24 protein-coding genes, 1 pseudogene and 1 riboswitch are annotated in these 21353 nt (G+C 37.8%); of the genes and pseudogenes, 24 read left to right on the forward strand and 1 reads right to left on the reverse strand.

Annotation, left to right across the window (positions count from 1 at the left end):
• Positions 1-82: 82 nt before the first annotated feature.
• Positions 83-196: pseudogene (locus AA980_RS04415) on the forward strand (flagellin); the annotation flags it as partial.
• 175 nt (positions 197-371) lie between these two features.
• Here AA980_RS04415 and AA980_RS04420 read toward each other — a convergent pair.
• Complete coding sequence (locus AA980_RS04420) at positions 372-1295, reverse strand: LAGLIDADG family DNA endonuclease (protein ID WP_024027834.1); 924 nt, start codon at positions 1293-1295, stop codon at positions 372-374.
• 545 nt (positions 1296-1840) lie between these two features.
• On the opposite strand from AA980_RS04420, the gene AA980_RS04430 reads away from it, so the two are divergent.
• The 23 genes from AA980_RS04430 (at position 1841) to AA980_RS25650 (ending at position 21349) form a co-directional block, all read left to right on the forward strand.
• Positions 1841-4387 (forward strand): EAL domain-containing protein, encoded by a 2547-nt coding sequence (locus AA980_RS04430; RefSeq protein ID WP_024027832.1) that lies wholly within the window; start codon positions 1841-1843, stop codon positions 4385-4387.
• Between the two features lie 101 nt (positions 4388-4488).
• On the forward strand, positions 4489-4839 hold the full coding sequence (gene flaG, locus AA980_RS04435; protein WP_024027831.1) for a flagellar protein FlaG: 351 nt from the start codon (positions 4489-4491) through the stop codon (positions 4837-4839).
• Positions 4840-4879: 40 nt separating this feature from the next.
• On the forward strand, positions 4880-5455 hold the full coding sequence (locus AA980_RS04440) for a DUF6470 family protein (protein WP_024027830.1): 576 nt from the start codon (positions 4880-4882) through the stop codon (positions 5453-5455).
• Positions 5456-5735: 280 nt separating this feature from the next.
• Positions 5736-6008 carry a flagellar biosynthesis anti-sigma factor FlgM gene (flgM, locus tag AA980_RS04445; RefSeq protein ID WP_024027829.1) on the forward strand — a complete coding sequence of 91 codons (273 nt, stop codon included), beginning with the start codon at positions 5736-5738 and terminating at the stop codon, positions 6006-6008.
• Between the two features lie 14 nt (positions 6009-6022).
• Complete coding sequence (locus AA980_RS04450) at positions 6023-6508, forward strand: flagellar protein FlgN (protein WP_024027828.1); 486 nt, start codon at positions 6023-6025, stop codon at positions 6506-6508.
• Positions 6509-6543: 35 nt separating this feature from the next.
• Positions 6544-7977: a flagellar hook-associated protein FlgK gene (gene flgK / locus AA980_RS04455; protein WP_024027827.1), complete on the forward strand. Its 1434-nt coding sequence runs from the start codon at positions 6544-6546 to the stop codon at positions 7975-7977.
• A 10-nt stretch (positions 7978-7987) separates the two neighbouring features.
• On the forward strand, positions 7988-8872 hold the full coding sequence (flgL, locus tag AA980_RS04460; protein ID WP_024027826.1) for a flagellar hook-associated protein FlgL: 885 nt from the start codon (positions 7988-7990) through the stop codon (positions 8870-8872).
• 187 nt (positions 8873-9059) lie between these two features.
• Positions 9060-9683 carry a flagellar brake protein gene (locus AA980_RS04465; protein WP_024027825.1) on the forward strand — a complete coding sequence of 208 codons (624 nt, stop codon included), beginning with the start codon at positions 9060-9062 and terminating at the stop codon, positions 9681-9683.
• A 403-nt stretch (positions 9684-10086) separates the two neighbouring features.
• On the forward strand, positions 10087-10989 hold the full coding sequence (locus AA980_RS04470; protein WP_024027824.1) for a hypothetical protein: 903 nt from the start codon (positions 10087-10089) through the stop codon (positions 10987-10989).
• A 126-nt stretch (positions 10990-11115) separates the two neighbouring features.
• Entirely contained in the window at positions 11116-11496 is a 381-nt protein-coding gene (gene fliS / locus AA980_RS04475; RefSeq protein ID WP_024027823.1) for a flagellar export chaperone FliS, read from the forward strand.
• Between the two features lie 14 nt (positions 11497-11510).
• Positions 11511-11858, forward strand: a complete 348-nt coding sequence (locus tag AA980_RS04480) for a flagellar protein FliT (RefSeq protein WP_024027822.1) — start codon at positions 11511-11513, stop codon at positions 11856-11858.
• A 256-nt stretch (positions 11859-12114) separates the two neighbouring features.
• Positions 12115-12201: riboswitch (cyclic di-GMP riboswitch) on the forward strand.
• A gap of 177 nt (positions 12202-12378) precedes the next feature.
• A complete protein-coding gene (locus AA980_RS04485) occupies positions 12379-12690 on the forward strand; it encodes a hypothetical protein (protein WP_024027821.1) in 312 nt (103 codons plus the stop codon).
• A gap of 40 nt (positions 12691-12730) precedes the next feature.
• Positions 12731-13399 carry a glucosaminidase domain-containing protein gene (locus tag AA980_RS04490; RefSeq protein WP_024027820.1) on the forward strand — a complete coding sequence of 223 codons (669 nt, stop codon included), beginning with the start codon at positions 12731-12733 and terminating at the stop codon, positions 13397-13399.
• Positions 13400-13544: 145 nt separating this feature from the next.
• Positions 13545-13937 (forward strand): flagellar basal body rod protein FlgB, encoded by a 393-nt coding sequence (flgB, locus tag AA980_RS04495; RefSeq protein WP_024027819.1) that lies wholly within the window; start codon positions 13545-13547, stop codon positions 13935-13937.
• Positions 13938-13942: 5 nt separating this feature from the next.
• Positions 13943-14398: a flagellar basal body rod protein FlgC gene (gene flgC / locus AA980_RS04500; protein ID WP_024027818.1), complete on the forward strand. Its 456-nt coding sequence runs from the start codon at positions 13943-13945 to the stop codon at positions 14396-14398.
• Positions 14399-14411: 13 nt separating this feature from the next.
• The gene (fliE, locus tag AA980_RS04505; RefSeq protein WP_024027817.1) at positions 14412-14711 is read left to right on the forward strand and encodes a flagellar hook-basal body complex protein FliE; all 300 of its coding nucleotides are present in this window, start codon (positions 14412-14414) and stop codon (positions 14709-14711) included.
• A gap of 30 nt (positions 14712-14741) precedes the next feature.
• Positions 14742-16331: a flagellar basal-body MS-ring/collar protein FliF gene (gene fliF / locus AA980_RS04510; RefSeq protein WP_024027816.1), complete on the forward strand. Its 1590-nt coding sequence runs from the start codon at positions 14742-14744 to the stop codon at positions 16329-16331.
• 5 nt (positions 16332-16336) lie between these two features.
• A complete protein-coding gene (fliG, locus tag AA980_RS04515) occupies positions 16337-17347 on the forward strand; it encodes a flagellar motor switch protein FliG (RefSeq protein ID WP_024027815.1) in 1011 nt (336 codons plus the stop codon).
• Complete coding sequence (locus tag AA980_RS04520; RefSeq protein ID WP_024027814.1) at positions 17331-18161, forward strand: FliH/SctL family protein; 831 nt, start codon at positions 17331-17333, stop codon at positions 18159-18161. Before fliG ends, AA980_RS04520 begins: the two co-directional genes overlap by 17 nt.
• On the forward strand, positions 18145-19467 hold the full coding sequence (gene fliI / locus AA980_RS04525; protein WP_024027813.1) for a flagellar protein export ATPase FliI: 1323 nt from the start codon (positions 18145-18147) through the stop codon (positions 19465-19467). The genes AA980_RS04520 and fliI overlap by 17 nt, the downstream gene beginning before the upstream one ends.
• The gene (locus tag AA980_RS04530; RefSeq protein ID WP_024027812.1) at positions 19464-19898 is read left to right on the forward strand and encodes a flagellar export protein FliJ; all 435 of its coding nucleotides are present in this window, start codon (positions 19464-19466) and stop codon (positions 19896-19898) included. The genes fliI and AA980_RS04530 overlap by 4 nt, the downstream gene beginning before the upstream one ends.
• A 12-nt stretch (positions 19899-19910) precedes the next feature.
• Positions 19911-20759, forward strand: coding sequence for a MotE family protein (locus AA980_RS04535; protein ID WP_024027811.1), 849 nt, complete (start codon positions 19911-19913; stop codon positions 20757-20759).
• A gap of 26 nt (positions 20760-20785) precedes the next feature.
• The gene (locus AA980_RS25650) at positions 20786-21349 is read left to right on the forward strand and encodes a flagellar biosynthetic protein FliO (protein ID WP_024027810.1); all 564 of its coding nucleotides are present in this window, start codon (positions 20786-20788) and stop codon (positions 21347-21349) included.
• The last annotated feature ends 4 nt before the right edge of the window (positions 21350-21353 follow it).

Here is a 21353-nt window from a genome sequence, read left to right on the forward strand (position 1 = left end):
GAATCCGAAGTGCCCGGCCCCTACTAGAATGCTAGAGGGTGAAGATATAGTCTAGTCATTTATGAAAGTAAATGTTCGCACGATGGCGAAAGAAATGATGAACCAAACTAAGAACTCAATCCTTTCTCAAGCTGCTCAAGCTATGCTAGCTCAAGCAAACCAGCAGCCTCAGGGAGTTCTACAACTTCTTCGTTAATTTAAAAAATTTATTAGAGACTCTGGTATTGCCAGGGTCTCTTTTCTTAATTATCAATTGAAATCCTATAATATGAAAAAATAATGATTTTTCCCAAGTTTTGAATAGCTTGGTCCGCGTGACATGTGGTTGAATTTATTGTGCGAATGGCCTACTTCATATTTATTTAATTTATTCAATCATTTAATAAAAAACAAATAGCAACAATTTGACTAACTGTTAGCCCTGTTCGATTCCTAATCGAATGTAAAAGGGTATTATATTTTTCATCTATAATAATTTGATAGCCTCTAGTCTCTTTCATTATACATCTATGTGCAATTCTTTTTTTATAAAAGTCAATATAACTTGTTCTATCCATAATAATTTCATGTAAAGTGTGCAAGTTTTGGAGTTTCTTATTGATTTCAGCTGTGGGTTTCATCACTTGAATATTGTCAGGTAAGTATATGGTTGTTCTTTTTCTAGCTTTATGAGTCTGATTTGGTGAAATTAATTTCCTCACCATAGAAGTATGCATGTAGGGCTCGACTAAGCGGAGAAAGTAAAAGATTTGTAGCTGATCATATAGTATAATGCGATTTTGAGAATCTAGCATAAAATAAAGGCGAAACTTTTTTGCTAAGAAATCTGTTAACTGTCGGTTTTCAATTGAGGTGAAGTTGTCTGTTGAAAGGATGACTTTTTTTGGAATGTTTTCCTTTTTGGATAAATGTCCGTCATCTTGGTACCACCAAGCTAAAGCAAGTTCAGTTAAGTTCTGGTCCAAAAAGTCAAACGGAATCCTTTTGATGCGGTTACAATACCAAATAGTCTCCAGCCATGTTATCAACGGATCGGTCCGAGATTGTACCTGGAAACATTTAGTAAAACCCTTTTGAATTCTGTTATCCTGAACTTTCTTATAATAAGGTGGCGCTAAAGGTAAGCCATTCAGTAATTCTTCATAACAATAAAAACACCACTCTTTATCGCTAGTTGTATGAGCAAATTGAAATCGTGGTTTTCTCCCTTTCTGCATTGTAATACACCCATCTCCTAACAATTTTCCTGTCATCATTTGAAATATTTTAGTTGAGGCTGTTAATGAGCAGGCCAAAAAGGACACCCCCCTAAAAAGAATTGAAACATTTGTTCTATTTTAACAGAAGGTCAGTCAAATGTCATTATTTAAGGCAACTTATCCACACTCATAAGGGTATTACAACTCTTTATACTTTTTTTTCATAAAAATGATTCTAGGATTTCTAAGGCCCTTTTATATGCAGAGCATTTTAACATGATATGTATTCATTATGGAAAAATTCAAATCCCTTTATCAAAACTTAATCTGAGTTTTTTTCTTTCGATTCCCAAGATCCATCCGTTACTAAAATTAAGTGATAATAAAGGACTGTTTAGGTTAACTTTCACATAAAATTCGCAAATAATTCTTGTTAAATAGACAAAATTCCTCATTTTTTGTAAGATGTGGTAGTGGGTATTAATAAACAACAGAATTGGATACCACGCAATCATTTTGTTTTCCTATACAATTATTAATAGTTTTTTATTGTTTTTGAATTAATGATTTTATAAGAGTTGAATTTTCTCTTTTTTGATTTATTTTGAGTATGTCATTTTGACTATAGGGAGGATACAGTATTGAAAAGACTTTTCAATAGACTAGCAAAGGAAACTAACTCTATTCAATTAATCGATAGTGAAGAGGAATTTCCTTCTATAATAAATGACTATCTTTTGCCTGTGATTCAATTGGATGTGTCTGGGAACGTCATTTCTTGCAATCGTTCTTTTACGAAACAATTTGGTTATACGGAACAAGATCTCAAAAAGCCATTTTTAAAAATCTATGTAAAAGAGTATAGAAATGAGTTAAAACAATATTTCAAAATTGCTCAATCCGGCCATGTACAAACGTTCAATACAATTGGAATTGGCAAGAATGGAAAAACCTTCGATATCCGTGTTACATATATACCGACCGAATCAGAAAATGGCACGATTATTTATGTAATAATAAGTAATATTACGGAATTAAAGGAGAAAGAAAGAGAGATTCTTTTGTTCGAAAATAGATTAAAATCAATTGAGGGAATAGGGGAAATAGGAAGTTTTCATTACGATATATTGAACGATTGTACCCATTGTTCTAAACAGGCGCAAGTCATTTTTGGGAAAAGCGTTGATGAAGATTTTTCCCCTACATATACACAACTTTTAGAGCTTATTCATCCTAACGATTACCCTATCCTCTCAGCTGCCTTCAAGAAAACCTTAAAGGATAATTCGAATAAAACCGTGGAATGCAGAATTGTAATGCAGGATCAATCCATCCGGCATGTATTTGTGCAATTAGAAGCTTTTCTAGGGGAAAATAGACAACCTGTTCGTGTGATGGGATTTATTCAAGATATTACCGAGCAAAAGATGTTAATTGAACAAGTTCAGCACCTTTCTTTTCATGACTATTTAACGAATTTGCCAAATCGAAGGATGTTCGATGGAAAACTTCAGCAGCTTACAGATGGCTATCGTGGCAATAACAAGAAATTTGCTGTGATGATCTTCGATATTGATCATTTTAAGTATATTAATGATACGCTAGGACATCCCATTGGTGATGACGTGTTAAATGGTCTTTCTGCTCGTCTCTTAGCTCTTTTATCACCTGACGATCTGCTAGCCCGAATTGGTGGAGATGAATTCGGTCTGTTAATCGCTAACATGGCTTCGATTGATTCTTTGAAAGAATTGGCTGATAGAATTATTAATTGTTTAAAAGAGCCCTTTTATATAAAAGGGTATGAGTTGTTCCTCACCGCAAGTATTGGAATTAGCATATATCCTGATGACGGCGTGACTAGCCACGAACTATTGCGAAATGCAGATATTGCCTTATTCAAAGCAGAAGAACTAGGGAGAAATAATTATAAGATTATTTCTCCTTCAAGCAGTATCGAGTCATACAAGTTATTCAGCTTAGGGCGAGATTTACTAAAAGCATTGGAAAATAATGAGATGGTCTTGTATTTTCAACCTCGGGTGGACGCGAGCTCTGGTAAAATTATCAGTGCTGAAGCACTTATACGTTGGGAACATCCAGAGTGGGGACTTGTTTCACCAGCTGAATTTCTTATGCTTGCCGAAGAAAACGGATTAATTATCCAAATTGAAGATTGGGTTTTAAATGAAGTATGTCAACAATTGAAGACATGGAAGGAAGCAATGCTATCGACAGTACCTATTTCCATCAATATTTCCGCCACCCATTTTATGAAACAAAATTGGCTTGAAACAGTTGAAGAAACGATTCGAAATGCAGGTATTCGTCCCACTGATTTAGAGTTTGAGATTACTGAAAATTCTTTTTTAAACAATGAAGAAATTGTAAATAGGACGATAATTTCATTGAAGGAAATGGGAATTAAAATTTCATTAGATGATTTTGGTAAAGGATATTCATCCTTATCTTACTTAGCGCAATTTCCTTTTGACTTTATTAAAATTGATAAATTATTCATCCAAAATATGATTGAAAGCCATCATGACCTATTCATCGTAAAATCGATTATTTATTTGGCGAAGGGATTGGATATAGACGTGGTCGCAGAAGGTGTCGAAACGATTGAACAATTAAAACTACTTAAGAAAGAAAAATGTCAACAAATTCAAGGTTATTTATTTAGTCGCCCAGTCCCAGTGAAAGAAATTGAACCGCTTTTGCAGAAGAAAATATTGCAGCCAATCGATCCAAAGTTGAAAGAGAAACAAAGCAAACGGAAATATTATCGTGTCAATTTCCCTTATCCGCTTGCGGCTAAAATGACGCTTTTGTCGATTGCCGGTAAACCGATGCGTTTGGGGAAATCAAGTGTTTTAATTGAGGATATCAGTATAGGAGGTTTGCGCTATCTTTCAACCCTTAAGTTGCCTGTAAGGGATGATGTTATTCTTCAGTTTGAATTTGAATTATTGAGTGAAGTCATTAAAGTAAAGGGTCATATTGTTTGGAAAGAAGATAATGATGAACTAACTGAATATGGTATTGAGTTTATTATCAAAGATAAAGACCAATCTGATTTGGGTAAATTGCTAAATAGATTAAATCTGTTATTGAAAAATAATGTAAGTTTGCCTTCGTATGGGACGGTAGTGGAAGACAAGGATCAATACTTTCAAGGAACGTAGGGGTGGTGTCCCGTTTTCTATAAGTCTTACTCCCTCTAAACTTTTATTTCACTCTTCCGATAACACAGATAAATATAATTTTTGTTATCGGGGGTCTTGACATGTTAGAGAAGTTGTCCAATTCTGGTAGTCAATCAACGGATTATCAGGTAAAACAAATAGAAAGCATTCCGAAAATTAAAGAGACACCAGCGGAAAAGCAGGAGAAGCCTCAACAACAAGTACTGACAAAGGAAAAGACCGAAAAAGTCATCAATAGTATGAATGACTTTTTAAAGGCATCCAATTCCCACTTGAAATTCCAGTTCCATGAGGGTTTAAAAGAATACTATGTATCGATTGTCGATGATACAACCGATGAAGTCATTAAGGAAATTCCCTCGAAGAAATTACTAGATATGTATGCCGAGATGACGGATTATCTTGGTTTATTAGTAGATCGTAAAGTTTAACACTACTAAAAAAAGAATGATCGCAGGTGGTGACACATTCATGCAAATCCCGCAAATTCGTTTGCAGCAAACCTACGCCCAGATTGGCTTGCGTATAACCCAGCCAGTCCAAGAAATAGAGCAACCTACAGCTGAGCAATCGATTAAACAAATACCGGCCATGATGAAGATTGAACGCCAGCCATCAGAGCTTGAGATTGATCAAGAGCAGGCATGGAATGAACTAGGGTTGAAGAAGATAAGTGTGTTAACTGCTGAAATGGCGGAATTTTCTAAGCAGGAAGGGTTAGAGGCAATTGCGCGAATTGCACAAGAGGGTGATCAAATGGCCGCGATAGGGAACAAGTCAGATCCATTCGCATCCATCGCCTTGGCAAAAGCAAGCCCAGGACCGGCAGATTTCAATATAGCATTTATCCCGAGTTACGGTTCAGTCAAACTGCATTATACTCCCGCAGAACTGCACATCGATTGGAAACAAGGGGGAGCCGAAATTGAAGTCACTCCTCACAAGCCGATTCACAATTATACCCCTGGGAAGACGGAAGTATATCTCCGCCAAATGCAGCAGCTGCAAATTGATTTTGTTGGAATTAATGTGAATAGCAAAACGTAAATAGTGTTGAAATTCCATTTATTGTAAACAGTGACGGAGAGCAACAGGGTGCAACCCTTTCCGTCGCTTTTTTTACGTTCACTTATAAAAAAGGTTTAACGAATCAAACACTATCAAAACCATACAAAATACTTAATGTAAAACCCGCTTTGCTTTGATACAATTAGACATATGATAAATGCAAACAGGTGAAAGATGCTGTAAATACATTTTTTTAAACTAAACTTTTTTCGGGAATGACCGATTATAGATAATATAGGATAAGTGGGGAGGACTAGTAATGAGAATCAATGATATGAAATCCGGTTTTTATACCTACCAAAATCAACTGAATCGTTCAAATATACAAGATACCCAAAAAAAGACCTCCGCTTCTACGGAAGTGAAAATCTCATCACGCGGCCGAGAAATTTCTCAAGCGATGATGTCAGAACAAGCACAGCGGCAAAATCGTCTGCAAGAATTGAAACAGCAAATAACCGATGGGACTTACAAGGTTGACAGCAGCAAAGTTGCTGACAAGATGATTGATTTTTGGAAAAGTAATTCCTAATAGGAGACATGAAAATGGAATCCCTGAATAAACTCATTCAAACATTGGAAGAAATGACGGACGCACATTCACGATTACTTGTTCTTGCTGAGGAGAAAAGAACAATCCTTGTTGAGGGAAATATCAAGGAACTTCAGAGTTTGATTAATCGTGAAAGTTCTTGTGTCGAAGAAATTGAAAGACTTGAACAGAAAAGAACGGAATTAGTTCAAGTATATATAGCCCAAAAGGGTCTTACGGGGCAATCCTTCACGCTTGAGGAATTAATCAATAGTCAGAACGATGCCACTACTAAGACTACATTGGATTACATTACCAAACAACTTCGTGGATTGGTTCAAAAAATCACCCAATTAAATGAAAGCAATCAACAATTAATTCATGCATCCCTTTCATATGTTCAATACTCGATGGGGATGCTCGTTCGCAAAGAACCGGCAATCGGATATGGACCATATGCCAAGAACCGCTATTCAAACATGTTAGATGCAAAAATATAGCGGTTTTTATATTTAGATAGAGAGTAGGAGATTAAATGACTTCAACCTTTCATGGAATCGAGATTGGGAAAAGAGGACTTGCTGCTCAACAAACAGCACTCTCCACGACAGGACAAAATATTTCCAATGCGAATACAATCGGGTATACACGCCAACGGGCTGAAATGCAAGCTACCCCTTCCATTTCCAGTAACGGATTGCAATTAGGAACAGGGGTAGATGTTAATAGCCTTGTCCGGCTAAGAGAAGAATATTTGGATGTCCAATTTCGGGGCGAAAATAAAAATTTGGGCTACTGGGAAGCCAAAAGTGACACCTTAGGCAGGATTGAAGAATTAATGAACGAACCGTCTGACGATGGATTAGCCTTTACCATGGATGAATTCTGGAAAAGTTGGCAGGAGTTAGCGAAAAATCCGGATAGCGAAGCCGCACGTGGTGTGGTCAGACAAAAAGCGGTAGCGGTGACGGAAACCTTTAAACATATCTCAGACTCCTTAGATCAAATGCAAGACGATCTTAAAAATGTTATTAACGCTAAAACGACCGAGATCAATTCTTTGGCAGCACAAATCGGTAATCTCAATGATCAAATTTCTCGTCTGGTTGCGAACAACTATCAACCAAATGATTTATACGACCAACGAGATGTGCTAATCGATCAACTATCAAAACTTGTCAATGTCAAGGTAACGCCTAATGCCAATGGTAATGGGATGGTCGATATCTCCGCAGGGAGTGGAGTTTTAGTCACTGGTAAAACAGCAAATACACTTTCGATTGATTTTGATCAAACTACGGGATTAGTGAATCCAGATGAAATTAAGATTAATGGAAGCAAAGTAACAGTAGAATCTGGCGAGTTGTTGGGACGGATTGAATCGTTTGGAATTCTGGGCGGCGGTTCGAAATCAACCATTCCTAGCATGAAGGATCAAATCAACAAATTAGCTGAAACATTCGTACAAGCTGTAAATGATGTTCACCATAATGGTCTGTATTTAATTAATAACAATGGCCAATTAGACACGGCTTCTGCCAAGGATATTGACTTCTTTACGGGGACTACAGCTAAAGACTTGATGGTAAATCCGGACATTATGAACAATTTAAACTTGATTGCTGCTGCAAAAGAAGAAATTCCCGGGTCAGGGAAGTCATCACCGGGAAATGGTAAAAACGCTCAGGAGATGACCAATATCAAATCCATTGTGGGTGATATGTATCGCAGCATAATCGGTCAACTAGGTATTGATTCGCAGGAAGCTGGGCGTATGCTTGACAACTCCGAAGTGATTGTTAATCAAGTAGAAAACCGTCGTCAATCTGTCTCTGGTGTTTCGTTGGATGAAGAAATGGCCAATATGATTAAATTCCAACAGGCATATAATGCTGCCGCACGGATGGTGACTGCAATGGATCAATGTTTGGATAAAGTGATTAACGGCATGGGCCGGGTAGGATTGTAGGAGGGTTCGTATGGGTATGCGTGTGACGCAAGGAATATTGAATCAAAATATGCTGTTTAGTTTACAGCAAAACAACAAGGCGATGGAAAAATATCAGAATCAAATTACCACGGGTAAAAAGGTAAACAAACCATCGGACGATCCTGTTACGGCGGTGCGCGGCATGGCCTATCGTTCTTCGCTAAATGATATTGAGCAATACAAAAGGAATGCCGATGATGGACTTTCATGGATGACCACCACGGATGACGCACTTAATGAGGTAACCGCTGTAATGCAGCGGGTGCGGGAGCTTACGGTACAAGGTCTGAACGGAACGAATGACCCAGATGCACGGTATGCTGTTGCGCAAGAAATCGATCAGTTAAAAGAACATTTAGGCGAAATTGCAAATTCTCAGATAGCTGGAAAATATATCTTTGCCGGAACGAATGCAACAACACCACCATATTCGGTTGCATCAAAAGAGTTTGAAAATACAAATCAAGAATCAATCGATTTACAGGTGGGCCAGACAAACATAGTACAAATAAATGTTAATGGAACCAATGTGTTTACTCATGGTGATGGCATCTTCCAAGTGCTGTCAAATATTGTCTCTGGGTTTAATTCCCCGGATGCAGGTGCGAATGATTATTTAGACCAATTAGATAGTCAGATGAATAACCTCTTAAAGGAACGGTCGGAATTGGGTGCCCGCATGAATCGTATGGAGCTAAGCATCTCACGCCTAGATGGGCTAGAGGTATCTACAACTAGTTTAGTATCAAAAGAAGAGGATGTGGATATTTCTCGAGCGATAATCGATTTGAAGTCTCAGGAGAACGTGCAGCGGGCTGCTTTATCGATAGGAGCGCGAATCATTCAAACTTCTTTAGTGGATTTTTTACGTTAATTTTATTTAGGGCAGCACAAGCATCAATTGTGATTGCTCTTTTTTTATCGAAAAAACGAATTTTTGCCCGCAAAAAACAAATGATACCAATTTGGGTAGTTTTACCCAAAAGTAGTTTCCCATTTTCAATTATTCTGATAAAATTAATTGGAGAAATTTATCAGAAAAATGATAGTAGGTGTAGTCGATGTATCCCAAGGTCAATCAGAATATTATAATTGATATTAAAAACCATGAACAATCGTGTCGTTCAATTATTGCGGAAGTTGAGGAGCATGAGATTCTAATTAGTTTTCCGATGGATAGAAATATAATTGGACTGTTTACGGAAGGAACACAATTAGATATCATCTTTATGGCGGATGATCATCAATATAAGTTCCAAACAGAAATTATCGGCAAGAAAAAAGACAGAATACCTTTATGCCGGATAACCAAACCACAAGAAAACGAGATTATCAGAATTCAACGCCGTGAGAATTTTCGAGTGAATTCTCATTTGCGTCTCATGATAAATGAAATCAAATTTAACACCATCAATATTAGCTCAGGTGGAATGTTATTTAGCTGTGGGGCGGATGTCAAACTACAGGAGGGAGAAGAGGTGTCGGGGACATTATTTGTTCCTAATGTCCAGAATAAGGAGGCCGCTCTAATTCCATTCCAAGGCCAAATCATACGAATACACTTACTAGAACAAGAAAGAAAAAATGTAGGGATGAAATTTACCAAGATGGATAAGAAGGATCAAATGAAAATCGTTCAACATTGTTTTGAAAAACAAAGACAAATCCGTTTGAAAACACGATAATCAAAAGGTTTCAAAGAAAGATAGAATACATATACTTGGCCCTCTTTAATATTGAGGGCTATAATTATAAACTGATAAAGCTAAATCCATCATGTTAGTATCCATTTTTTACAAAATTCAAACAAAACGTTTACAAATCCTTACAAATTCAGTATAATAATATTATTCCTATTCACTAGTGGAATCGCTATCAAAAATAGTCCAATTTTTTCGAATAATAAAATTTTTTAATCTTTTTGATGTACACCCAAAAAAAATTCATAAGATCGAATCATATATTACAGCATCATTTATGGAGAGAGTTTGAAAAAGTCAAAATTAGTTTTACCTTTTTTGTTAAAAGGCAAAAAGGTTTGTAAAACCAAATCTGTTCAATTCTCGTATGCATTTAGGAGGTAATCTAATGGGTTTAAAATCTGCACTATTTGAGATGAAAGAAGCTTTATTGAATCAAAAAGTAGGCCGTTCGGAACAAGATTTCATCCGTGAATTGGAAGATAAAAACCAATTGAACGCTGGAACCTTAATTTTTTATTTTAATAATCTGATGATGTTGAGTATGAATAGTTCAGAACTTGCAAACCAGTCCCTTGATGATTCAAAAAAAGTCAATCGCAAATGGACTAAAACTGAAGTTGAGTTCATGTTTCAATATATTAACGAACGTCAAGAGGAAGGTGCTTTAAATATAACAGAGATATTGGAGGAAGTAGCTCAACTATTAACTCGTGGCTACCAGTCTGTTAATTATAAATATTACTCACTTATGAAGGCGAAGAATAAAAAAGAAGTATCCAACCAAAATGCTTATCAATTCATTACCATTTCAGACAATGAGGTTCCGGTGGTATCCACTGAAGTCATCCGTGATTCCGCTTCAGAACAACAAGTTATTCAGGCGAAACCCTCTGAAGACAATGATTTGTTGGACATTTTATCTGGATTAATCACCAACGTACAACAGCTGCCTGGAATTAATTTAAACGAACTTCTAAGAAGTTTATACCAACTAACAAACATGGCGCTTCAGAATCAGGACGCAGTTCAACAGGTAGCAAGTATGAAAACAGAAATCAACCTTGAAAAAGAAGCAATTCGAGAACAGTTAATGAAAAAGGAACAGCAGTTTATACAAGAGAAAAAGCGCAATGATGAATTACAATTAGAGGTTGCTAAATTGGCAAAGGAAATAACAGCATTTAACAAGCTGGGAGACGCAGCCAAAATCCAACAGCTGAAATCATATAATCAAAGACTAAACTACATTATTGACAGTTTTGGAGTAGTTCTTCAAGTTAGCAGTTAAGTTTAATTCTAAATAGGATTAGCGAAAAAATATCAAAAGCTTGTTACCTTTTATCCTTAACTATTTTACCTTTTATCCGATAATCATTAACTAGAACGAAACGGAGATAGAGAGGGGTAATTATTCATGGCTTTTAGAAATCCATATCAAACCTATCAAAAACAAGCAGTCACTACTTCAAAGCCTGAGGACTTAACATATATGTTATATCAAGGAATGGTCAAATTTATCCGGCTTGCCAAAGTGGCTCTTCAAAATAATAATCTAGAGGAAAGTAACGGTTACAATCTTAGAGCTCAGGATATCTTAAGCGAGTTAATGGTAACGTTAAAACCAGGGTACACCATCTCAGATCCATTACTCTCGTTATATGATTACATGAAATCTCGTTTAATTGAAGCAAATATTAGTAAAAAAATTGAGATTTTAGAAGAAGTGGAAGGGCATGCTATGGAATTAACGGAAACATGGTCTTCGGCCATGAAGCTAAATAATACTAAGAACTAAGGTTTGGTAAAACAATGGACGAATTGATTACACGCATTTATGACATCACATTAGAGATGAATCGGGCGCTAGAAGATGATGATTATGAGAAATTTGATCAACTATTAAATACTCGAAACAGCATGATGATCAAGGTTGATACGTTGAGAGCTGAACACCCAGGATATCAATATACAGCTAAAGAAAGACAATTGTTGGAGGATATTCGTTGTTTTGATCAGCGTTTGACATCACTTCTAAAAGAAAACATAAGTGAAACCCAACACTCTTTAAATCAAATGAAACAACAGAAACAAGTTACAAAGAAGTACCGCCCATTTATAAAACAAACAAATGGAGTATTTTTAGACTCAAAAAAATAATTTTATGCGTGATCGCTCATTTCCTATTGAGTGATCACGCATTTTTTTTTGGGTAATAAAGACTAAAAATGAGAGAGAAAAATTCATGAATTTATGGTAGCACATTGCTTATTTACTGTAAAAAGCATCTTTTTTGGGGGGTAAAAATAAAAATATATCTTTTGACCTAGTATTTTCGACATAAAATGATAAAATAGTAGTATATTCGCTAATGGTAAAACATTCTATTATTTAAGAGGAATATAAAAAAATCGAATCATGATAAAGGCACACCTGATGAAAATCAGTGTCGCAAAGCTATAGGGACTAAGGTGCTATTGTACTATGTCAGCCAGTTACCAAAAGATTAAGGTATTATTCATAGGTACTAAATGTCTATTTAGGGATGGATTTTTTATGTCTAAAAAGATATTTTTTGTCTATTACCTCCCTTTTTGGTAAAGGCGAGGTTATTTTTTTGCCACATTGTCGGAGCACTTATGTCCTTTTTAACAACCCGTTACCTGAGAGGAAGATATCCATGCACCAGCAAAAAGTAATGGACAAACGAACGTATGGTCAGCTTTATAATTTTATGGAATTTAAAAAGATGAGACCATTCTTCGTAAAACCTATTAAAATAACGATGGGATACCCAATAAATGAAACGTATTATCTGGTGAAAAATGTAGTATACAATGGGAAGCAGATTCTTGCAATGAAGCAAAAAAAGGATTCAAAGACGATTATTTTGGTAGAAGCGAAAATAAAAGATGGAAAGCTAACACATATTTCTAAGATTTCAGAAGACGTTTTAGGGGATATTAGCGGGATGTTAGAAAGAACCATTTAATCTTTATAAAAATATACGAGGGAAGAAAGGGTGCTATCCATTGATTAATGGTGATGATTGGTTTACGAAAACAATGTTAGTTAATACATTATCCAGGACTCAACAATTACGGAAACCTACGGAGGGAACCACTTCTAAAGGTGAGAATCTATTTACAATGGTCTTAAACCAACTTTTAATGCAACAGGAATTACAATCGACAATACAACCACAAGTCAATTCCTTTGTTCCCAATATTATTAATGAAATAAACAATAATATGAGTGATCAAAACTTGCCTTTAAACACGAATGAACCGTTACGATTTCAGTCATTAAACGCTGAAAAATTAAATCAAGTATTGGGCGGGAAATTAAAAGGAATGGGCGAGGTTTTCGTTCGCGCTGGAAAAAGGTTTAATATCAATCCGGCTTTGTTAACAGCTATTGCTCAGCATGAAACAGGGAATGGGAAATCTCGTGCCGCCAATGAAAAAAATAATATTGCTGGAATGATGGGCATTAATGGCTTGAAATCGTACTCCTCCATTGAAGATAGCATTATGGATATGGCTCGGAATCTAAGTAAGAATTATTTAGGAGAAGGTTTATCCAGTATTTCCAGGATTGGTGCGAAGTATGCTCCTATTGGTGCGGATAATGATCCGTCCGGTCTAAACAACCAATGGGTATCTGGGGTGTCCAAGTTTTTTGAACGGCTTAGTGTGTAACAAGCTGTGAATGGAAATCAGCCATAAAAAAATGGTAGATTTGCAGGCCTTCTTTATAGTATATTGATTAAGTATGTTCGTCAATTTTGACATTTATCAAAAATAATCAAATAAATACACATTAGATAAAAGGAGAGTTATCGGCTTGAATAATATTGGCATCCTTCAATCAGCATTAGATGCTTCCAGTTTACGACAACAGGTAATTTCTAATAATATAGCCAATGCGGAAACTCCTGGCTATAAAACAAAAAAGGTAGTGTTTGAGGATATTTTAAAGCAGCAACTAAACAATCAATCCAATTTTGTAGGCAATCCTACTGACTCCCGCCATTTTGCGATTGGGAATACCACTAATATTCCATCTGCAAAAACGGTCGAGAATACGAATAGTATCATGCAAAGCAATGGGAACAACGTTGATATCGATGAAGAAATGTCTCGGATGGGGAAAAATTCATTATGGTATTATACGTTAACACAGCAACTTACTAGTGAATTCCATCAATTATCAATAGCAATTAAAGGAAGGAGTTAACAGCGATGTTTGATTCCTTAAATATAAGTGCATCTGCCTTATCTGCCCAAAAATTACGGATGGATGTAACCTCGTCTAATATTGCTAACGCCTCAACTACCCGCGGAAAATTGGTGAATGGAAATTGGGAACCATATCGCCGAAAAATGGTCGTGATGGAACCTAGGGAGAGAGCCTTTAATCAGGTTTTACAGGGTGAAATAAAAAAACAAACCGGGTCCGACACCAACCTGCAAGGGGTAAGGGTAACGGGTATTGTGGACGATAAAACACCATTCAAGACAATCTATGACCCTACTAACCCAGATGCAGATATTGAAGGATATGTAAAATTACCAAATGTTGACCTGTCAAAGGAAATGGTCGACTTACTTGCTGCATCAAGAGCCTATGAAGCGAATGTTACGGCGTTTAATACCGGAAAATCCATGATGTTAAAAGCTTTAGATCTGGGCCGTTAGGAGGGGCATATAAATGAATATTTCAAATGTAGGCAGTGAATTAATCAAAATTAATCAAAATCCATTCCAAAACGTAGAAGTAGATAAAACTAAATCTTCATTTGCTGGTGTCCTCCAAGGATATTTGGAGAATGTGGATAACACGGTTAAGCAGGCCGCTGACATAAGTACTAAAGTGGCTACAGGAGAGATTGATAATATTCATGATGTAATGATTGCTTCACAGAAAGCGCAGATAGCTTTGGAACTGACAGTCACCGTCAGGGATAAAGCTCTCGAAGCATATCAAGAAATGATGCGCATGCAAATTTAAAGAATGATGGAAAGCTAGGCAGGGTGAGAAATGAATCGATCATGGACAGATCAAATCAAACATACCGGAGAGCGCTTTAGTGAATACTGGAGAGCAAGAAGCCTGAAACAAAAAGGGCTCATCATAGGGACATTTTTATTTCTTATTGTTGCCTTATCAATGTTTATCTTTTTTGCGTCTCGTCCGCAATATGTCCCGCTTTATACGGGTCAATTGACACAGCGGGAAGTAGGGGACATAAAAGCAGAATTGGATAAACAAGGGCATACAAACTATCAGATTTCTAATAATGGAACAATGCTGCTTGTTCCGAAAAAGGATGCTTCCGATTTAGTAGTTAGTCTTGCATCAAAGGGATACCCAAAGGATAACAAAATTAATTACGATATTTTTGGCCAAAATCTCTCATTCGGAGCAACAGACCGCCAATATAACATACTTGAACGTGAAGCGATGCAAAACCAAGTCGCTAATGTACTTACACATGTTGAGGGAATCAAAAACGCTGAAGTCATTTTGACGTTACCTGAAGATTCTGTGTTCATCAGGCAAGGTCAAGATCAATCAGCTAGTGCTTCAGTAATGGTAGAAGTTGAGCCAGGGGTGCAATTAAACTCCCAGCAAAATAAGGCTCTTTACACGTTAGTCTCGCGCAGTGTGCCGAAACTCCCGGTGGAAAATATTACCATCATGAATCAATACAGTGAGACATTAGCGCTACAAGATGCAAATAACAGTGATCAAACAGTTGATAAATATGATGAACAGCGAAAAATCCAACAAGATTTGGAAAGAGATATCCAACAAAATCTTCAAGGCTTATTAGGTACAATTCTTGGATCAAAAAAGGTCTATGTACATACTTTTTTAAAAATGAATTTCGATAAAGTGAAAACAGAAGAAAAGTTGGTTAAGCCGGTAGATCAAAATAATAATGGGATTGTGATAAGCTCGGATAAAAACTCGAAAACAGCTACAGGGACAGGAGCAAGTGCTGGCGGCGTGGTGGGAACCGGGGAAACCGATGTTCCTGGATATCCTGGTGACAGTTCAAATGGTGATAGTAGTTACGAAGAGTCAAATAGCAAGGTGAACTATGAGGTTAATCGAATTAATAACGAGATTATTAAAAGTCCGTATCAAATAGAAGATATTACGATTAATGTTGGTGTTGAGGCAGATCCTGCCAATCCTGATAAGTTACCAAAGACGACACAAGATAATATTCAAAACATTGTTGCTAATACAGTTCGCACGGCTCTAGGACATCCCGATTTAACCCAACAAGAGATTGACCAACGGATTACCATTTTTCCGCATACATTCGCCACAAGCACGAGTACGGCGAATGGATCATCGTCAAATTGGCTATATATAGCAGGTGGCATAGCACTAGGTATGCTTTTGATTGGCGGTTTAATCTGGTGGCTAGTGAGTCGAAGAAAATCAAATCAATTTGAGTTAGAAGAAGAAATGGCCTATAAGGCTCCAGTCGAAGAACCGGACTATTTTGCAGAACAAGATATGGGTGTCGAAAGCCAATTGAAGAAATTGCTAGAGCAAAGACCGGAAGATTTCTCCAAAGTGATTAGAACATTGCTACATGAAGAGGAGGCGTAATTTCCATGGCGACAGGATTAAGGCTAACTGGAAAACAAAAAGCAGCGATTTTACTCATTTCGATGGGAAAGGATGCTTCCTCTAAAGTGTTCAACCATTTGCCGGAGGAGGAAATTGATCAACTTACTCTCGCAATTGCCAATATTCATAAAGTGGATGCCAAAGAAAAAGAAGAAGTATTGAAGGAATTTCATGAAATGTGCATTGCCCAAGATTATTTGGCAATGGGGGGAATCAGCTTTGCACAGGATGTGTTGGAGTCTGCCCTGGGTAAAGATAAAGCCAAGCAGATTATTCATCGATTAACGTCGCAGCTCCAGGTTAAACCATTCGAGTTTGCCCGCCGTGTTGACGCGATGCAAATCTATCAATTCTTACAAAATGAGCATCCTCAAACTATTGCGCTCGTTTTAGCTCATTTAGAGACACAACAAGCATCAATGATACTTTCATCACTACCTAGCGAACTTCAATTCGATGTCGCTAGACGTATTGCATTGTTAGAGCAAACTTCACCGGAAGTAATTAAGGAAGTAGAAAATATTTTGGAGCAAAAGTTATCATCTACCATCCGTGAAGACTTTAGTGTGGTAGGGGGAATCGAATCGATTGTCAATATCCTAAACGGTGTGGACCGTGGTACAGAAAAAGGTATCTTAGAGCATCTTGAGCTGAAAGATGAGGAATTGGTGGAAGAAATCAAAAAACGTATGTTTCTATTTGAAGATATTATTAATCTCGATCGTCGTGCCATCCAGCGTGTTATTCAGGAAGTGGAGAATCATGATTTACTCCTTGCACTGAAAGCAGCCAGCCCGGAAGTCAAAAAGGTTATCTTCGAGAACATGTCAGCAAGGATGGTCGAAACGTTCGAAGAAGAAATGCAGTTTCTCGGACCAGTCAGAGTCAAAGATGTCGAGGAAGCGCAAGGAAGAATCGTTTTCGTTATTCGCCGCTTAGAGGATGCTGGTGAAATTGTCATTGCTCGAGGTGGAACAGATGGCATCCTATTCTAAAGTATTTAAGGCTACTAATCTCTCTTTGATAGAAGAAGTGAAGGTCATTTCCCAGCCACTTCTCGCCATTAATGCACAAGGGGAAATATCTGATACAGAGACCCAGCAAGCAGGCGATGAGGGTATAGGGACACAAAAAGCTAACCAATTGATCCAAGCAGCTAAAGCTGAAGCCCAAGCAATCATTGAAATGGCTGAGCAAAACGCCCGTTCAATAGAAGCGGCCACTACAGATAAAATCAACCAATGGTGGGAAGACAACCAGCAGAAGCTAGAGGGATTGTCACTTGAAGCAAAACAGCAAGGGTTTGAAGAAGGATTAGCAACGGGAAAACAGGAAGCGATTCAGAAGATTCAACAAGAATATCAAGAGAAATTAGAGCAAGTTCAGCATTTGTTGAATGCTGCTTATGAACAAAAGGCATCGATAATCTCCGAAGCGGAACCATTTTTACTCGAGTTGAGCACAGTTATTGCTTCCCAAATTGTTAAACGGGAATTAGAAACTAATCCCGATCATTTTGTGGAGTTAATTCAACAACATATTCTTCGCTTTAAGGAAAAAGAGTCGATTACAGTCTGTGTGCATCCTGATGATTTTGATTTTATTCAATCCCAGCGCGTACACCTCGTTGCTGTTGTTAATGGAGAAACAGAAATCAAAATCATCCCGGACCATTCCGTTTCACTCAAAGGATGTATTATTCGTACTGCATACGGCAGCGTCGATGCCCGGATTGATACGCAAATTGAGGAAATTAAAAAGGTCATTCTAGAAGCAAGAAGGGAGCCGGAAAGTGGGACTATCAGCTGAAAATTATATTAATCTCATTCGCACGATAGACCCAGTCAGAGTCAACGGGAAAATCACCCAAATCATCGGGCTAACCATTGAATCTCAGGGCCCTGACGTAAGAATTGGTGAATTGTGTTCGATCTATCCCTCTCAGTCACAAACCCCCATTCAAGCCGAGGTTGTAGGGATTAAGGAGAACAAAGTGTTGCTTATGCCACTTGGTGAGGTCCGCTCAATCGGTCCTGGCTGTGATGTGGTTGCAAGTGGCAAACCAATGAGTGTTAAAGCTGGCAGCCAATTGCTAGGACGGATTCTCGATGGTCTTGGTCAACCCATTGATGGGAAGCCATTGCCATTAGGCTTGGAAGATGTACCAACGCATGCGATTCCGCCTAACCCACTCAGTCGACCAAGGATTCATTCTCCTTTAGGGGTTGGGGTACGTACGATTGATGGGTTATTAACTATGGGTAAAGGTCAAAGAATGGGTATCTTTGCCGGGAGTGGGGTCGGAAAAAGTACACTTCTTGGCATGATTTCGCGAAATACGACAGCTGAAGTGAACGTCATCGCACTTATTGGAGAGCGTGGACGTGAGGTACTAGATTTTATTGAACAAAACTTAGGGGAAGAAGGGTTGAAAAAATCTGTCGTTATTGTAGCGACATCTGATCAACCGGCCCTCATTCGGATAAAAGGTGCCATGACAGCTACGTCTATTGCTGAGTATTTCCGCGATCAAGGAAAGGACGTATTACTTGTCATGGATTCCGTAACCCGATTCGCGATGGCGCAACGAGAAGTGGGCTTAGCAATTGGCGAACCACCGACGACTAAGGGGTATACTCCTTCTGTGTTTGCGATGCTTCCGCAACTATTGGAACGTGCTGGAACTGGACCGAAGGGCTCTATTTCAGCAATTTATACGGTTCTGGTTGATGGTGATGACATGAACGAACCGATTGCCGATGCAGTCAGAGGAATTTTAGATGGCCATATTGTCCTTAATCGTTCGATTGCAGGGAAAGGGATTTTTCCTTCAATCGATGTTTTAAACAGCGCAAGCCGGGTCATGACCGAAATTACATCTGACGGACATTTAACCGCAGCACAGAACTTCAAGAAATTACTTGCCTCCTATAACGAGGCCGAAGACTTGATCAATATTGGTGCATATAAGAAGGGCTCGAATCGGGATATCGATTTAGCGATGCGGCTAAAGCCAACAATGGATAATTTTTTACGACAAGGAATTTATGAAGCTTCACAACTTGAGGAGGCAGAGTCCTTCCTACTTTCACAATTTGGAGCGATGATTCGATGAAATTTACCTTTTCTTTTCAAAAAGTACTGGACGTCAAAGAAAAAGAACAGGAAATTGCCAAGCAAGAGTATGGGATAACTAAACTCCGGCAATTGGAATTAGCAGAAGAGATGGAAGAGCTAGAAGTGGTCAAGGAGAATGTTTTCAACCAATACAATGATGTAGATTGCAAAACAGTCAAAGAGATTTTAGAGTTTCAACAAGAAATTGACCATGTTAGTCTTCGAATGAAACGGTTGGAGGATCGATCACAGCAAATTCATCAGGAAGTAGAACAAAAACACCAAGTACTCATCAATAAAAATCAGGAAACAAAAATGTGGAATCAATGGAAGGCGAAATCGATGGAAGCTTTCCAAAAGCAACTCGATCGAAGTGAGCAGGCAATGCTCGACGAAATGGCCGTCTTACGCTATAGCAGAAGGACATGAGGAGATTAACAAATGGCAGAAAAACGACGCGGAATTCTAGGAGGTTTTTTATTCTGGGGAATTTCGTTACTAATTACCGTCCTATTAATATTGTTCCTGTTAAATTTTGTTGGTTTTCCTGTTTGGAAGACATTTCAAGATTGGGGAAATAAAGTACCTGTTTTGAACCTAATCATTCCTAATTCTACAGAACCTGAAAAGACGGTTGATGTAAATGACTGGGAAGAGAAATATTTAACGACCGAATCTTTGTTGAATCAAAAAGAACAAGAACTGGACGAATTGAAAAAGCAGCTAAGTTCTAATCAAAATGACATAAAGGTTTTAAAGAAAAACAACGAAGATTTGCAAAAAGAGTTAGCAAATAAACAGACAAAAGAAGTTCAAGATCAAGTGAAACATGTAGCAGGAATTTATGCTAGTATACCTGCATCAAAAGCCGCTGCAATGCTTGTATCCATGCCGCTAGAAGAAGCTTCGTTAACGATAGCTCAGCTAGATCAGGAATTGCAAGGCAGTATCCTTGGCAGCATGAAGGATGTTAAGAAAGCCGCTCAAATTACTATGATGTTAAAAGAGATTGCTGGGCTTGATGAAACCAATCAGTCTGTGCTTTCAGAACAGGTACACGAACTCGCGCTAAAACATGAAAATCCAACGGAAACCTTAGCTGAAACCGTTGCAGGGATGCCTCCTGCTCAATCGGCTAGTATTATTCAAACAATGATGGCGACGAACTCACAAGTAGCTATGAATCTCATGAAAAATATTAAGACAACGAGTCGTTCGCAAATTTTAACAGAAATAGCGAAATCTGATAACAAATTGGCAGCTACGATCGCGGCAAATTTAAACAACTAGAAATAACTCCAAGGAAGGAGAAAATCATGAAACGCACCATGTTCTTATTTGTTTTGTTTTTTTATTTATTTTCTTTTCAACCCACCATTTTTGCCGCGGGTTCAACTACTAGTGGCGAGAAATCCGTCTTTGACTCTTTTCCAAAAAGTGAGGGGAAACCGTCAGCTCCAGCGACAAAAGTCGTGGAAAGTGAGTCACCTTCTGTTTTTCCCTTATTTATCAAATTTACTCTCTCCTTTATCTTGGTTATTGGTTTATTGATTGCATTATTGCGCTTTCTTTCAAAACGAAGCAAACAAATACAAACAAGTGGTCTTGTTCTCCCATTAGGTGGTCACGTCCTTGGAACGAATAAATCGTTACAGGTTCTTCTTATTGGTCAGACGATTTATATCGTTGGTGTAGGAGAGAACATTACGATACTGCGCTCTATTACCCAAGGGGAAGAATATCAGAATCTACTTGAAAGCTATGAAAACCAGGGAGAAGGTATTAGTCCCAACTGGTTAACGAAGGATTCGATAAAAGGGTGGAACAGTGTTTTTCGAAAGCATATGCAAAATATGAGGAAAGAAAACGGGGAGGAATAGGATC

The sequence above is a fragment of the Neobacillus vireti genome (genome assembly GCF_001026695.1).
In the GTDB taxonomy this organism is placed as follows: domain Bacteria; phylum Bacillota; class Bacilli; order Bacillales; family Cytobacillaceae; genus Neobacillus; species Neobacillus vireti.

What these genes read in the sequence shown, in the direction of transcription:
- flaG (WP_024027831.1), top strand. Translation starts at nt 4,489, where the DNA reads ATGTTAGAGAAGTTGTCCAATTCTGGTAGTCAATCAACGGATTATCAG.
- AA980_RS04440 (WP_024027830.1), top strand. Translation starts at nt 4,880, where the DNA reads ATGCAAATCCCGCAAATTCGTTTGCAGCAAACCTACGCCCAGATTGGC.
- flgM (WP_024027829.1), top strand. Translation starts at nt 5,736, where the DNA reads ATGAGAATCAATGATATGAAATCCGGTTTTTATACCTACCAAAATCAA.
- AA980_RS04450 (WP_024027828.1), top strand. Translation starts at nt 6,023, where the DNA reads ATGGAATCCCTGAATAAACTCATTCAAACATTGGAAGAAATGACGGAC.
- flgK (WP_024027827.1), top strand. Translation starts at nt 6,544, where the DNA reads ATGACTTCAACCTTTCATGGAATCGAGATTGGGAAAAGAGGACTTGCT.
- flgL (WP_024027826.1), top strand. Translation starts at nt 7,988, where the DNA reads ATGGGTATGCGTGTGACGCAAGGAATATTGAATCAAAATATGCTGTTT.
- AA980_RS04465 (WP_024027825.1), top strand. Translation starts at nt 9,060, where the DNA reads ATGTATCCCAAGGTCAATCAGAATATTATAATTGATATTAAAAACCAT.
- AA980_RS04470 (WP_024027824.1), top strand. Translation starts at nt 10,087, where the DNA reads ATGGGTTTAAAATCTGCACTATTTGAGATGAAAGAAGCTTTATTGAAT.
- fliS (WP_024027823.1), top strand. Translation starts at nt 11,116, where the DNA reads ATGGCTTTTAGAAATCCATATCAAACCTATCAAAAACAAGCAGTCACT.
- AA980_RS04480 (WP_024027822.1), top strand. Translation starts at nt 11,511, where the DNA reads ATGGACGAATTGATTACACGCATTTATGACATCACATTAGAGATGAAT.
- AA980_RS04485 (WP_024027821.1), top strand. Translation starts at nt 12,379, where the DNA reads ATGCACCAGCAAAAAGTAATGGACAAACGAACGTATGGTCAGCTTTAT.
- flgC (WP_024027818.1), top strand. Translation starts at nt 13,943, where the DNA reads ATGTTTGATTCCTTAAATATAAGTGCATCTGCCTTATCTGCCCAAAAA.
- fliE (WP_024027817.1), top strand. Translation starts at nt 14,412, where the DNA reads ATGAATATTTCAAATGTAGGCAGTGAATTAATCAAAATTAATCAAAAT.
- fliF (WP_024027816.1), top strand. Translation starts at nt 14,742, where the DNA reads ATGAATCGATCATGGACAGATCAAATCAAACATACCGGAGAGCGCTTT.
- fliG (WP_024027815.1), top strand. Translation starts at nt 16,337, where the DNA reads ATGGCGACAGGATTAAGGCTAACTGGAAAACAAAAAGCAGCGATTTTA.
- AA980_RS04520 (WP_024027814.1), top strand. Translation starts at nt 17,331, where the DNA reads ATGGCATCCTATTCTAAAGTATTTAAGGCTACTAATCTCTCTTTGATA.
- AA980_RS04530 (WP_024027812.1), top strand. Translation starts at nt 19,464, where the DNA reads ATGAAATTTACCTTTTCTTTTCAAAAAGTACTGGACGTCAAAGAAAAA.
- AA980_RS04535 (WP_024027811.1), top strand. Translation starts at nt 19,911, where the DNA reads ATGGCAGAAAAACGACGCGGAATTCTAGGAGGTTTTTTATTCTGGGGA.
- AA980_RS25650 (WP_024027810.1), top strand. Translation starts at nt 20,786, where the DNA reads ATGAAACGCACCATGTTCTTATTTGTTTTGTTTTTTTATTTATTTTCT.